Genomic DNA, 13,928 nt, shown 5'->3' with positions numbered 1-13,928 from the left:
AAAATGCCGCGATCAACTGATCGCGGCATCGGCTTTCATGCGAATGACATTGGCGGCGCTGGCTGAGCCATCGAGCCAGAAGGACAATTCTGCGTACTGCTTGAACAAGTCCGGCGGCAAAATCGTTCGCCGCGATTGCAGTTCGACCCTCGGCTTGACCTTGTGCAGGCCCGAAACCCCCAGGGCCTGGTCGAACGCTGGCGCGTCGTAAGCGAGGTGATCAAAGTCATGCTCGAACCAGGGTTCGCCGATGAAGTCGTAGACCAGCCGCATCACCCGATCCGGCGCCTGAGTCAGCAGGTCGTAGTCGACGATCAGCAGCGACTCGGCGTGTTCGCCGTAATAGGCTTCCTTGAGCGCAGCCCAGGCAAATCCCACCAGGCGATTGCGCTGGGCCAGGGTTTCGCAACGGCTGTAGACGGTGTTGCGCTCGATCGCGTCGCCGAACAGTTTGGTGTTTTCAAAGGGGTTGGCGCGGTACAAACGCTCGATGCTGTCCATGACCCAGGCGACATTGCGCACACAGGCAATGACCTTGGCTTGCGGGAACAGGTCGCTGATGGCCGGCAAGCGCGAACTCCATAGCCGGTTGGTGTCGAACACCACCGGTTTGTCGGCCTTGTCGGCGTAGAAGGAGTCGAACAGACCGCGCAATAAGCGTCGGCGCAGATCGGTATCGATCACCGCGCCAAACTCACTGCCGGCGCTGCACTGTTCCAGAACACCTGAAAACAGGGCGCCAACGGGGCTGGTCATGCCGGCGTGGAAACGCGGGTTCTGCAACAGGATTGCAGAAAGCAGGGTCGAGCCTGAACGCGGCAAGCCGGAGATAAAGTGGTACTGCTGCATCCCTTCACCTGATCATCAGTCCTTTATGTATGACGGAGCGTAGACTATGAATGGCCGAAGCAGTAGTAGTGTTTTGATATCAAATCGAAGCTAAATCGTCTGAAAAACAAGATTTTTGTTACTGACTTAACGCATCACGAACAAGCGCGCATTGGCGCCTCCTGCCTGCGTTTGGCCAACGCTCTGCCAGCCGGCGGGCAACGGGGCGAACTCGTCCGGCACACCGACAGTGCCGATCAACCACACGCGCCCCGTGCCTTTAGGCAAGGTGCCAAGGCTATCGAGGTAAATGTCCGGGGTCACCAACGTGCCGAAACCATAAGCACTCGGCCGGCTCGAGGCACCGCCTGATAACGGTGGCGTGTACAGCAACGGCTTGGCGTCGGTGCGGTTGTAATAGACGTAGCTGAGGTACCAAAGCATGTCGCTGGTGACGATTCGGTCACCGGCAACGAAGTGCTGGTTGACGTAATTGACCATGACGTTGAACTGGTCGTTGCTATCGACCGTGGCGTTGTTATTCAGGCCCACCAGTTCGACACCGGCAAACAACACCAGCACCGTCATGGCCAACACCCGGGCCCCTGAGTACAGGCGATCAATGGCCAGTGCGGCAATCATTGGCAGGCCGAGGGCGTAGGCAGTGAGGTAACGCTCGATGAACACCGGCGAGACAAACGACACCCCAAACACTACCAGCAACGGCACAACGGTGTAGATCACCACCAGCGCACTGCCCCGAATCACGCTGCGATCCCGCGCCAGCGCCACCCACATCAAGGCCAGCAACGCCAAAGGTAACGTGCTGAAAATCAGGGTCGGCAGGTTCTCGCCATCGTCCTGGATCAGAAACGACCAGATCATCGACGGCAACGAGCCGAACGTGACCGGTGCCTCCCATCCCACATCGCCATTGGCCTTGAGCTGATCCATGTGCTGGACCAGATCGATCAGGCTCGGCACCCAAGGCAAGTACAACAACACAATCGCCACGTTCGCCAGCCACCAGCCGGGGCGTTGAATATGCCGCAAGCGGTAACCTGGTTGCAGGCGGATCACCCCCAGATACAGCCAATGGCAAAGCACGCACAGGGCGGTGAAGTAATGGGTGTAGAACGCCGCAGTCATGAGCAGCACATACGCCACCAGATAACGCGTGCGCCGGGGGTATCGGATCCAGTAGACCAGCGCAATCGTCGCACCGATCAGCCACAGGCCCAGCAGTGAGTACATCCGCACTTCCTGGCTGTATCGCACCGCCGTAGGCAGCAGCGCCAGCAGCAAACCGGCCAGCAGCGCGGCACGCCGGGTGGCGAGCAAGTCCATCAGCCAGACGCCGAGCCACACCGTGGCGATCCCGGGCAGCGCGCTGAAACTGCGGATCGAAAATATACCGTCGCCGAACAGCTCAACCCAGCCGTGCAGCAGCATGAAATACAGCGGCGGGTGGACATCGTACGCGGCGTGCAGCCAGATCCCGCCGAGCGAAAACTGGCTCATCAGCAGGCTGGAACCTTCGTCGCCCCAGATAGCCGCCGCCGTCAGGTCGTAGAAACGCACCAGCGCGGCCAACGCGAGAATCGGCAACAGCCAATGTTCGCGCACCCACCGAAGCAAGCGCTTGACGCTCGCCCAGGCACCGGGTGTCGCTTGCGGGCCTTGGGTGCCCTCAAGTGGCAATTCTCTGTACGCCTCCATTGCTCCCCTCGGGACTGCCAGTGAAAAAGCGTGAAGCGTGTCATCACTGTAGGTCAGCGTCAGCGCCGTCGTCGATGCTGGCTTTACGACCAACGACATTCGGCAATCATCCGGATCTACTACGCTCTGGCTTGGCGTGACCCAGCCACGGAGATGAATGGAGTCGGCTGATCAGCGCGATCCGCCCGGATAACCGGGCCTTACGTGACGCTTCAGACACTAACCTGAGGGATAAGGAACTATGGAAGTATTCATGGGCACTATTCAGCCTTTCGCCTTTAACTTTGCTCCCAACGGCTGGGCCCTGTGCAACGGCCAGACGCTGGCGGTCCAGCAATACAACGCGCTATTTGCCCTGCTCGGCGTCAACTTCGGCGGCAATGGCTCCACCAACTTCATGCTACCCAACCTGCAAGGCCGAATGCCGGTGTGCATGGGCAACGGGCTGAACCTGACACCACGGGTCATTGGCGAACTCTCCGGGACCGAGAACGTCACCGCGACCATCACCAACCTGCCGAATCACACCCATGCCTTGTCCGGGCTGACGGCCACCACCACCCTGCAACTGGCCAGCCCGGCGAGCAACCCGGTCACCGCTCCAACCGCGACCAACTCGTACATCGGTGCTTCGGGCGGCGGCCCGGGCTCGGCGAGCATCTTCTCTGATGCGCAAGGCGCTGCGGCGGTACCGCTGAAGGGCGTGGCCACTGCCGTGACGGGGGAAATCTCGTCGGCCGGTAACGGTTTGCCGATGGAAACGATGAACCCATTCCTGGTGCTCAACTTCAGCATCGCCTTGAACGGGTTGTTCCCTTCTCGCAATTGAGGTCTGGCCGGGGGATACCCATCCCCCGGCCGTTTTTCGGGAGTGACGCCATGTTGCAACAGGTTCAAAGCCAACACTTTCAGACCCTGCTGGGCAAGACAGGCTCGCTGCGGCTGCCGGATGGCAGTGAGTTGTCGATCCATATCGACACGCTTGAAGAAACGCCCCATTCGCGGATGCCAAACAGCGAGCGCGTGCCGTTCAGTGTCGAGTTCAACAGTCTGGAACCCACAGCGTTTGTGGATGGGTTATGCACGCTGGAGTTACCGATGCTGGGTCAGGTGCAGGGAATTTTTGTCTCTCGTGTGCCGGCCATGGGCCGTGATCCGGACATGGGGTATTTCTATATCGCCTTCAACTGAACATACCGAAATCCCATTGTAGGAGTGAGCCTGCTCGCGATGGCGGTGGTTCATTCACATCTATGGTGACTGATACTCCGCCATCGCGAGCAGGCTCGCTCCTACAGGGGGCGGGGGTGGATTCAGCCTTGTGGATACCACACCAACCGCTCCGCCGCCGGGCTGCACTCTTCAACCTGAAACCCCAGCGCCAGGTAATGCTGGCGCGCATGGGGATTGTTGGCCCAGACCACCGTGGCCACCGGGCAGCGGATCTGTTGGGCGGCTTGTTGCACACCTTGCAGCACCTTGCGGCCAAAACCCTGGCCGCGGGCCTGTGGAATGAATGCCAGGTACAACACGCGAATTTCATTGGGGCCAAAATCGGTGGTCAGCGCGCCGATGGCTGTGTCGAGCTTTTCAATCACGTAATGCATCGCGTTGGGGAATCGCTCCCCCAATCCCTGTTCCTGCACCTGAAATTGCTGGGCGACCACCTGCTCCACCACCTCTCGCTCACCGTCGATCCATTGCAGATCCGGCCGCGCAGCCTGGTAAAGACTGTGCAAAAAAGGCCCATCGCTGGTCCGTGAGGGCCGAACCACCAAGCCATCGGCCGCCACTGATTCGGTATTCGCCATCACCTGCTCTCCTTAGAAACCGCTTTCCCTGACACCCAGCGCCGCCATGCGGCGCCAGGCCACGCCCAACAACGACTCGCCGCTGCCCTGCAACACCACCACGCCGCGCAAGGGTTGCATCGGCGTCGGCGCGGCTTCAAGGGTGCTCAACCGCGCCCCGTATTGTCCCTGCACCGGCTCAGCCCGTTGATGCGCATCCCGGCGCACGGCAATCGGCCCGTGGTGATCGGACGTCAGCGCTTCCTGATCGACATAGGCCGCGCCATTGGTGTCGATTTCAGTCAATCGCACGGCGATCGCCGGGTGCATCGGATCATCAGCAATGAACCGCCCGGTGGCCCCCGGCGCCACGCGCCACAGTTCGGCTTCGGCCAGATAGCCACGCAACCGTGCACCGTCTTCAACGACCCGCGCCAGGGGATCTTTGGTCGACAACCAGCGACCTGCCACCAGTTGCGGCAACAGATCGCGCACGGTGCCGGCGTGGGGCGCGCGCAGCAGCAGACGTTCACGCTGGGCGGCCAGTCCGCGATAGTCGGCCACCGCCTCCGCCAGGCGTTGCTCAATAATCCCGGCGTCGGCGGCGGTTTCGCTGCGACTGGCCTGACGGCGCATCTGCAACTGCTGGATCTGGATTTCACGCCGGACGATGGCCTGGCGCGAGTCCAGGTCCGGCGATTCCAGTTCGATCAGCACCTCACCCTGGGCAACCACCTGACCGTCATGCACGTTCACCGTTTTGACCCGCGCCGCGACGGGCGCGTGCAACGCACTGGCGCGTCCCGCTTCCAGCATCGTCGGCAGCTCCACCGCACTGCGCCACGGCAAAACCAGCACCAGCACCAGTCCGAGCAAGGCCAGACCGCTGAGCAACACGCGGGGGACATAGGCCTGCTCCCGTCGGCTCCACCACTGCCGCCACTCACTCAAGATCGGCAGGAAGATGAACCAAACCAGCTCCACCAGCATCAGGAAAATCCCCAACACCTTGAAGAACAGGTGATAGACCGCCAGCGCGATCCCGAGAAACAACGCCGCTCGCCACAGCCACGCGCCATAGCCCCAGATCAGCAATCGCCGCTGCATCTTCGGCGACCAGGGCTCCGGCGCCGCAGCCCCATAGCCGAACAAAAACTCGCGCAACCGCCAACGGCACAAGGCAAAGGCTCGCCCTTGAAGGTTGTCCACTTCCCAAAAGTCGCTGAGCAAAAAGTAACCATCAAAGCGCATGAACGGGTTGAGGTTGATCACCAGCGTGGTGATCCAGGTGGCACTGGCGAGCATGAATGCAGCGGTGCGCCCGGGACCGTCCGGCAGCAATGACCAGACCAGCAGTGCAATGCTCGCCAGCAGCAATTCCGCCAGCACACCACCGGCGCCGATCAACAGTCGCGCACGACGATCATTGACCCGCCAGGCATCACTGACGTCGGTGTAAAACATCGGCAGCAACACCATGAACGCCACGCCCATGCTCTGCACCCGACAACCCGCGCGCTTGGCCATGAAGGCGTGGCCGAACTCGTGACAGAGCTTGGCAAAAAACAGCGCCACACCGAACGCCAGAGCGCCGCCGAGACTGAACAGATGCGGGAAGGTGGCGATAAACCGCTGCCAGTCCCGCGACACCAGAAACACCCCGAGCCCCAACGTCACGGGCAACCCGTAGCGCAGCGCCCGCGGGCCGAAGCGCTCGATCCATGGCCAGGCACGATTGAGAAAAGCGTCGGGGCGCCACAGGGGAATGCGAAAAAACAGGTATTGGTGCAGCAGGATCTGCCACAGCGTCTGACGCTGGGCGGCCGCCTTCAGGCTGTAACTGGCGCGCTGTTGCGGATCGAGTGCGCTGATCAGGTCGTGGCCACGCAAAAAGCCCAGCAACTGCTCAAGCTCCGCGCCATCGAGTGGCAACCCGGGCTCGCGGTTGGCGGCGCGTAACACCTGCTCGGGATCCCCCAGCGACCAATGACGCAGCAACCGCATCGCGGCGGCACCGAGTTTGAAATAGCGCCCTCGCACTGGGTCGGCGAGGGTCCAGCGCGGCGAGCCATCGAGGGCCGGAGTCGCCACGGACAGTTGCAAGTCGGCCCGCAGGCTCGGCAGGCTCATCTAAAGCCCCACACTCTGGCGCAACCCGGCCAGAGGTCGACGCAGCAGGTACAACGCCAACGGAGCACGGTCGCCGAAAATTTTAGCGGTGCCGCGCAGGCCGATGCGCGGCGGTGCGCCCTCGAAATTCGCATCCAGGCGATAAGCCAGTTGTCCGGCAGCGGTGGGTTGCGCCTCATAAGCCGAGCGTTCGAGTTTCGCCAAGTGCCGCTGCAACGGATCGCTGTCGAGAAACAGCGCGACTTGCGCGCCGGGCTCAAGGGATATCGCGTCGCCCACCGCCAGTTCGATGCGCAACTCGGCCTGGGTCGGGTCAGCGATTTCCATCAGCCGCTCGCCGGTCTGCACCGGCTTGCCGGTCCAGCGCTCCGCATCGGCGAACACCGCGATACCGCCGCGCTCGGCGCGGACTTCACTGCGTTTGAGCAATTCGCGGGCGTAATCCCGTTCGGCGCGTTTTTGCTCGACTCGCGCTGCCAGCAGATCGATCTTCGAGCTGGACTCGGCATCGGCGAACGAGCGTTGGGAATTGGCTTTCAGTTCAGCTTCGGCCACCCCCAAGGCGCGTTCGGCCACATCGGCCTGGGCCTTGAGCGTGGTGCTTTCAAAGCGCAGCAACAGGTCGCCGGCTTTGACCGTCTGATTGGGTTTGACCAGGAATTCGGCAATCACGCCGTCCAAGGGCGCAGCCACCACCCGGCCACCCAATGGAACCACTTCTGCCGGCGCCAGCACCGATTGGCGCACAGGGATCAGCAACCCGAGCAACAGCACGGCGACCAGTGCCACCCGACGTTTTCGGGTCCAGCGCAGCCGCCACGGTTTGCGCGGTTGCAGCGCCAACCAGGCATGGCTGTAAGTGTCGCCCAGTTGCGACAGCAGCACTTGCTCGGAAGGGTTCCACGGCAGGTCCCGCGCCAGCCACAGCCCACCGAATACCTCGCCCTGGTGATCGATCAGCGGCAGCCAAAACACCTGAGCCGCCGAAAGACTTTGCCAATCGGCCTGAATCGATTCGCTGAGGACATTCGCCGGTATCACCCTTGCCTGCTTCAGCACACCGGCCTTGAACAACTGCGCCACGGCCTGCTCGACGAACGCCACGAATGGCGCATTCGGGTCGACGGCACTGACACCCGTCACCGCCTGCACCTTGCCGGCAATCAACAGCGCCGCATGACGAAAACCAAACAGCGCCTGCCCGTCATTGACCAGGCTGTAGGCCAGTTGCGCAGGCGTGCGCGCAGCGCGGGTCAGGCGTTCGAGATCAAGAAACCTGGCGAAGACCTGTTCGGCACCGCTCGCAGCGGGCGCGTTCATTTAAGCTCCGCGAAACGCGCCGTGCCGCTCATGCCGGCCAGCAAACCGTTGGCATTGGGCAGTGTTGCAACCAGCAACAAGGTCTGGCTGCCTTCATCAATTCGAGCGCCGAGGCGTTTGACTGTGGCATCCAGCGCTTGACCGGTTTCATCGGGGACAAAGCTGAAGGTCTGACCGGGCTTGAGCCGGGCCATCCAGCGTGACGGCACCAGCAGATGGATCTCCAGCGTTCGATTGTCTACCACATCCAGCAACGGTGCACCGGCCGCCACGCTTTCATAGCGTTTGACCTTGCGCTCGACGACCTGGCCATCGAACGGCGCCAGCACGCTGCAGCGTTTCACCTGAACCTGATAAACCTGAGACTGCGCCTGCGTCTCGCTGACTTTGGCTTGGGCCCGCGCCACTTCAAAACGCCCGACCGAATTCAACGCCGCCAGCTGTTTGTTGTGGGACAGCTCTTCACCCGCACCACGGTTGGCAGCCTGCGCCGCATTGAGCTGGGCCTGATAAGCGGAACAATCGAAACGCGCCAGCGTATCGCCCTTCTTGAACGACTCGCCCTCACTGAACGGCAGCTCGACAATGCGCCCGGACAACTCACTGGCGAGCACCGCCTGATCCCGGGCACGCAACACGCCCCGGGCCTCGCTGCTGGTTGTCGCATTGCTGCCAGCGGTGCTGTTTTCCAACAACGGATCGTCTGGCGCGGGCGTTTGCGCGTGTACTGCGCAGGTCACAACGGTCAATCCAATAACCCAAACACAAAAACGCCGCATAACCGTATCTCCCTGACGGATGAGCGGAGTCTATGACAGGGTGGGTGGGCGTCAAGTGGATAGATGTCCTTGGATAGAAATGTGCTGTTTCAAAATTGCCTGATTTCTCAGCACGAAAACGTGGGCTTTCCTTCAGTAGCTATCGGTAATAAATCCCACATCAGATTGGGAACGTACTTTCAATCGATACGGAGAGCAGCGATCGACACTTCAAACCTTTATCGAAATGCAGCACCTCAACACTCTTCCTGTAGCAATTACTAATAACTCAGGCCGATAACGCCTTGACCATCACCAAGGTCGGCGATCAAAACTGACTCGCCGGCGCTGGAAATCCTTCAATCGAGTCAAATGTTGATCAGCCAGTGGGTTGACGTATATGACACACCCGACTTAGGATTCCCCAACTGAACCCCGTACGCAGAGATTAAATTCACTGGCCGTTGGGGTGAAGAAACCGGCTTCGGCCGGTTTTTTCGTTTCAGAGGATTGAGTTTGTGCGAACCGCGTTTTTTGTCGATGGCTACAACGTGTTCTATGGATTACTCGCGGGCACGCCATACAAATGGCTCAATCTGAAAAGTTTGCTGGGCCATGTCGCTTACATCGAGAATCCCCAAAGCTCATTAATCTCGGTTGATTACTTCACCTCATCCGTCAAGCCAGAGCTTGCAACTCGCGGCCGAGCCTCCAAAGAAGCTCAAGACACCTATTTGCGTGCATTAAAAGCAACCAACGTTGCCGTTCACTATGGTCGCCATAAGCTTGAGCCCGCGAAAGCACCTCGCTTCATTGACAGAAAAACTGGCGCCTCTCGCCAAGACAAAGTCGACATCTGGAAGCTTGAAGAGAAAGAGACAGATGTCCACATTGCGATCAGCATGTATCGCACAGCCGCAAGACAGTCCAAGTTCCATGCTAATAAACAAATCGAACAGCTAGTCCTGGTATCCAGTGACACAGACATGACTCCAGCCCTGAAAGCAATTCGAGAAGATTTTCCTGACATGAAAGTCGGGGTCATTCTTCCTCACCGTGCCGAGTTAAACCGCCCATCACCAGGTTCTTTGAAGGAGCACTCTCACTGGATGCGGCGTGTCGTCACCTCTGAAGAGTTGCAGGTACACCAATTTCAGGCACGGGTACCGACCCATAAGGCTCCCGCCATCAAACCGGATTACTGGTAACGACACTAGCCAACGGATACACCGACTCCCATCCCCCACCCAACGCCTTATACAAACCCACCATCGCCAGCGACACCCCGGTCGAGCTCTCGACAAACTGCTCCTGTGTCGCCAACAAGGCGCCTTGCACTGTCAGTACGTTAACGAAATCCACCACCCCTTCCACATATTGCTGCTGCGCGGTGCGCAGGGCGATCCGGTTTTGGCGGACAGCTTCGGCGAGGCTGTCGCGGCGTAGTTGGCTGGCGTTGTAGGCGCTCAGTTGATCGTCGATTTCATGCCAGGCGCGCAGGACGGTTTGCTGGTAGGCGATGGCGGCTTCCTGTTGCTGGGCCTCGCGTAAGTTCAGGACCCCGCGCAGGCGGCCGCCATCGAACAGCGGCAGGCTGAATTGCGGGCCGATGCCGAACGAGCGCGAGCCCCAGGAGCCGAAATCGCTCAGTTGCACGGCTTGCGAACCGATGTTGCCCGACAGGGTAATCCGCGGATAGAAGTCCCCCTTGGCCACGCCGATGCTCGCAGTAGCGGCGTGCAGTCGGGCTTCGGCCTGACGAATATCCGGGCGGCGTTCAGCCAATTGCGACGGCAGGCCAATGGCGACCTGGCGCGGTGTCGAAGGCACGGGGGCGTCTGTGGATAACTCGGCCTGGAGCGCTTGAGGCGGTTCGCCCATCAACAAGCTCAGGGCGTTGATCAGTTGTGACTGGCGCTGTTCCAGCGCGGGCAGACGCGACTCGATGGCGGCGACTTGGGCAGCCGCTTCGGCGACATCAAGGTCGGTGGCAACGCCGTCGGCCAGACGCAGTTGCGAGAGTTTCAGGCTGTGCCGGGCGACCTCGAGGTTTTGCTCGGTAACGGCCCGCGTGCTCTGTACGCCGCGCAGTTGAATATAGTCCTGAGCGGTTTCGGCGAGCACCGACAGCAGCACCCCACGGCGATCGTTTTCCGCGACTTCCAGGGTCGCATCGGCGGCTTCGGTTTCGCGGCGCACACGGCCCCAGAAATCCAGTTCCCAGGAAGCGGAGAAGCCGGCGTCCCAGAGGTTGAACGCCGAATCACCGTTGTTGCCTGATGGGTCGTTCAGACCTTCTCCGCTGTTGCGTTTGCGCCCGTAGCTGCCGGTGGCGGCGGTATTCGGATAACGGTCGGCCGTGATGACCTGACGCGCCGCACGGCTTTGCTGCAAGCGGCTGCTGGCGAGTTTCAGATCGAGGTTATCGGTCAAGGCGCGCTGGGTCAGGGCCGAGAGTTTTGGGTCGTTGAAGACGTCCCACCAGCGTTCGTTCATGTCGGTGGATACCGCTTCGCTGGCGGCGGCTTTTGATGGTTTTGACCATTCAGTGATTTTTTGGGGTTGAGGCTTCTGGAAGTCGGGGCCGACGGTGCAGGCGGAAAGGCTCATGACCAGCGAGGCGCACAGGGTGAGTTGAGGCCAGTGGCCAACGCAGATCTTCATCGCTGAACCACCTCGGACGCAGTCGCCTCACTGGCCGTATCAATCCTCGCCTCCACCGACATCCCCACCCGCAACCTCTCGGCCAATGCCTGCCCCGGATCCAGAATGATCTTCACCGGAATTCGCTGCACCACCTTGGTGAAGTTGCCGGTGGCATTGTCCGGTTTGATCGACGCAAACGTCACACCGGTCGCCGGCGCGATGCTCTCGACGCGCCCCGTCAGGACCTCGCCTCCGAGGCTGTCGACACGCACTTGCACATCCTGCCCAGGCTTCACGTCGGTCAGTTGGGTTTCCTGGAAATTGGCGACCACGTAAGCCTGTGCCAGCGGCACCACCGCCAGAATCTTGCTGCCCGGCGTTACGTAAGCGCCGACCCGCACAGCCCGCTCGCCCACCATGCCGTCCTGAGGGGCAACGATGCGCGTGTAAGACAACTCGTAGCTGGCCATTTCCAGCGCCGCTTGCGCCCGCTTCAATCCACCGTCGGCCGCGTCGCGCTGCGCGGTGAGGATCTCCACTTGCTTGCGTTCCGCCGCCAGCACCGCCGTGACATTGGCCAACCGCGCGGAGGCCTGATCGATGCGCGTGCGCGCTTGCTGAGCATTCTGCACAGTGCCGGCACCGACCCCGGCGAGGTGGTTGTAGCGGTTCAGTTCATGCTCGGCGAAGGCCATTTCAGCCTTGGCCGACACCACCGTGGCCTGGGCCTGAGCGATCACCGACGTCTGGCGTTCAAGGGTCGCCTTAGCATTTTGCAGTTGCGCCCTGGCCACCAGCGTTTCGGCATCGGCGGCTTGGGCGGCGGCACGCAGGTCGCGGTCATCGATCAACGCCAGCAACTGCCCGGCCTTGACCTGCTGGTTGTCTTCCACCAGCACTTCCTTGATGAAACCCGCCACGCGAGGCACCACCAAGGTGAAGTCCGCCGAGACAAAGGCATCATTGGTGTTCTGCTGGGTGCGCTTACCGAAAACGCCTGGCGCCAGCAGGTAAATCAGCACGCCGACCGCCACCACTGCGGCGACGCCGACAGCCACTTTTTGCTTTGTTTGAGTCGTCATAAAAACCTTCTGTTTCAGTGAAGCATTCATGTCGGTGCGCGCGGTGGATAAATCCGCGTCGGCAGCCAGAAAATCAGCAAGATCAACGTCAGCGCGACGCCGGCCATGCACAGATAAAGATCCGATGCCGTCAGCACCACAGCCTGCTCATGCAGCCGATGGGCAAGGCCGGCGCCGTCGCTGTTGGTCAGAGGGGAGTTGCCGAGGTTGTCCACCAGCATGGTCGAATGGAAATGCAGCCGCGACGTGGTCAACGCCTCGATCACCCCGGTGGCGATCACCGCCGCCAAGCCTTTCACGGTGTTGAACCAGGCCGAGGCATACGGGCCTTCCATCGGCGTGATGCTGCCGGTCGAGAGCATCAGCAAAGGCAGCACCGCCATGGGTTGACCGAAAATTTGCAGCCATTGCAATGCGTAGAAATCGTCGCGTATCCACACCGAGGTCAGCTGCGAACCGCCGATGCATGACAGCGCCAACATGCTCAAGCCGAGCCCCAGCACCCAGCGGCAATCGACCCAACGCAGGTTGCACAGGGCCGCCACCAACGGCAGCGCGATCAACTGCGGCAGGGCCGCCAGCAACATGATCGGTGCGGTCTGAACCGGGCGATAACCCTGGACCTGCGCCAGGTAGCTGGACGGGATGATGATCACTGCCAGCAGCACGACCAACACACCGGCCAGGGCCAGCAAGGCGAAGGACAGGTTGCGGATGCCGAGCATCTGCATATTGAAAAACGGAATCGGCTGCGACCATTCATTGATCAAAAACAGTACCAACAGCAGCAACCCACCGCCGAGCAATCCACAGATCAGGCTCGACTCGAACCAGTCCAGCCGATTGCCTTGAAGGATGCCGATCACCAACATGCAGATCGCCGGAAAACCCAGCAGCAAGCCGCGCCAGTTGAACTGCTTGAAGCGCTCCAGACGCAGCGGATCCTGCGGCAAACCATAGGCCACCGCCGCCATGGCGATCAGGCACGGCGCGATGATTTGCCAGAAGGTCCATTGCCAGCCGACGTACTCGGTCCACAAACCGGCCAAAGGCGTGCCGAGCCCTGGACCGAAGGTGGCCGTCAAGGCATAACCCGCCAAGCCATAAACTTTCACATTGGCCGGTAAAAAACGCAGCGCAACGGTCATCAGCATAGGCGGAAGCGCGCCGCCGGCCAGACCTTGCAACGTACGCATCAGCAGCAGGCTTTCGTAGGTCGGAGCGAACGGGCACAACACGCCCAGCAGGGTGAAGGCGCTGATGGCGCAGAGGGTGAAGCGCCGCAGCGAGAACGTCACCGCGCACCAGGGCGCGAAGGCCATGGCGGCAACCGAGGTCGCCGTGTAACTGGCAACCAGCCAGGTGCCCTCGTCGTAGCCGATCGCCATTGCGCCGCGAATGTCAGCCAGCGCGACCTTGGTCACCATCTCATTGAGACCCGACACCAATACCGCCAGCAATACGCCCACCAGACCGATGATGATCCGCGGGCCGAAAACAGGGGGCGTAACGGCGGCTGGACTGGCCGTGGCGAGAGATGCCGTGACCGAGGGGGACGTCATTTGCTGCAGGCTCCGGGTTTGAATAACGGAGTATTTTAAGAAGTGAGGGGCCTGACGAAAATTGACTTATGGGCAGGTTATAAGTGCGCCAGA

General features: G+C 60.9%; 12 protein-coding genes. 3 read left to right on the top strand and 9 right to left on the bottom strand.

Annotation, left to right across the window (positions count from 1 at the left end; all coding sequences use genetic code 11):
• Positions 1 to 12: 12 nt before the first annotated feature.
• The gene (locus JIO00_RS00750; RefSeq protein ID WP_010464912.1) at positions 13 to 849 is read right to left on the bottom strand and encodes a sulfotransferase family protein; all 837 of its coding nucleotides are present in this window, start codon (positions 847 to 849) and stop codon (positions 13 to 15) included.
• A gap of 126 nt (positions 850 to 975) precedes the next feature.
• Complete coding sequence (locus JIO00_RS00745) at positions 976 to 2,547, bottom strand: glycosyltransferase family 39 protein (RefSeq protein ID WP_154913449.1); 1,572 nt, start codon at positions 2,545 to 2,547, stop codon at positions 976 to 978.
• Between the two features lie 241 nt (positions 2,548 to 2,788).
• On the opposite strand from JIO00_RS00745, the gene JIO00_RS00740 reads away from it, so the two are divergent.
• Both JIO00_RS00740 and JIO00_RS00735 read left to right on the top strand, forming a co-directional pair.
• A complete protein-coding gene (locus JIO00_RS00740) occupies positions 2,789 to 3,376 on the top strand; it encodes a phage tail protein (protein ID WP_200667402.1) in 588 nt (195 codons plus the stop codon).
• A gap of 50 nt (positions 3,377 to 3,426) precedes the next feature.
• Complete coding sequence (locus JIO00_RS00735) at positions 3,427 to 3,738, top strand: DUF6916 family protein (RefSeq protein WP_010464915.1); 312 nt, start codon at positions 3,427 to 3,429, stop codon at positions 3,736 to 3,738.
• 122 nt (positions 3,739 to 3,860) lie between these two features.
• On the opposite strand, the gene JIO00_RS00730 is transcribed toward JIO00_RS00735, so the two are convergent.
• The 4 genes from JIO00_RS00730 to JIO00_RS00715 are packed head-to-tail and all read right to left on the bottom strand — an operon-like array spanning position 3,861 to position 8,566.
• Positions 3,861 to 4,358 (bottom strand): GNAT family N-acetyltransferase, encoded by a 498-nt coding sequence (locus JIO00_RS00730; protein WP_200667401.1) that lies wholly within the window; start codon positions 4,356 to 4,358, stop codon positions 3,861 to 3,863.
• 12 nt (positions 4,359 to 4,370) lie between these two features.
• Positions 4,371 to 6,467 carry an HlyD family efflux transporter periplasmic adaptor subunit gene (locus JIO00_RS00725; RefSeq protein WP_083375319.1) on the bottom strand — a complete coding sequence of 699 codons (2,097 nt, stop codon included), beginning with the start codon at positions 6,465 to 6,467 and terminating at the stop codon, positions 4,371 to 4,373.
• Positions 6,468 to 7,787, bottom strand: coding sequence for an efflux RND transporter periplasmic adaptor subunit (locus JIO00_RS00720; protein ID WP_102594837.1), 1,320 nt, complete (start codon positions 7,785 to 7,787; stop codon positions 6,468 to 6,470). It lies immediately after the preceding gene.
• Positions 7,784 to 8,566, bottom strand: a complete 783-nt coding sequence (locus tag JIO00_RS00715) for an efflux RND transporter periplasmic adaptor subunit (protein WP_010464919.1) — start codon at positions 8,564 to 8,566, stop codon at positions 7,784 to 7,786. Before JIO00_RS00715 ends, JIO00_RS00720 begins: the two co-directional genes overlap by 4 nt.
• 497 nt (positions 8,567 to 9,063) lie before the next feature.
• Between JIO00_RS00715 and JIO00_RS00710 the strand changes: the two genes are divergently transcribed.
• Positions 9,064 to 9,753 (top strand): NYN domain-containing protein, encoded by a 690-nt coding sequence (locus JIO00_RS00710; protein ID WP_010464920.1) that lies wholly within the window; start codon positions 9,064 to 9,066, stop codon positions 9,751 to 9,753.
• Here JIO00_RS00710 and JIO00_RS00705 read toward each other — a convergent pair.
• The 3 genes from JIO00_RS00705 to JIO00_RS00695 are packed head-to-tail and all read right to left on the bottom strand — an operon-like array spanning position 9,734 to position 13,835.
• The gene (locus tag JIO00_RS00705) at positions 9,734 to 11,209 is read right to left on the bottom strand and encodes an efflux transporter outer membrane subunit (RefSeq protein WP_200667400.1); all 1,476 of its coding nucleotides are present in this window, start codon (positions 11,207 to 11,209) and stop codon (positions 9,734 to 9,736) included. The genes JIO00_RS00710 and JIO00_RS00705 overlap by 20 nt on opposite strands.
• The gene (locus JIO00_RS00700; protein ID WP_010464922.1) at positions 11,206 to 12,273 is read right to left on the bottom strand and encodes an HlyD family secretion protein; all 1,068 of its coding nucleotides are present in this window, start codon (positions 12,271 to 12,273) and stop codon (positions 11,206 to 11,208) included. Before JIO00_RS00700 ends, JIO00_RS00705 begins: the two co-directional genes overlap by 4 nt.
• A 26-nt stretch (positions 12,274 to 12,299) precedes the next feature.
• Entirely contained in the window at positions 12,300 to 13,835 is a 1,536-nt protein-coding gene (locus JIO00_RS00695) for an MFS transporter (protein ID WP_010464923.1), read from the bottom strand.
• Positions 13,836 to 13,928: the final 93 nt, after the last annotated feature.

Source organism: Pseudomonas sp. SW-3, assembly GCF_016615645.1.
GTDB lineage: Bacteria > Pseudomonadota > Gammaproteobacteria > Pseudomonadales > Pseudomonadaceae > Aquipseudomonas > Aquipseudomonas mandelii.
This window is presented reverse-complemented; position numbering and strand designations above follow the sequence as displayed.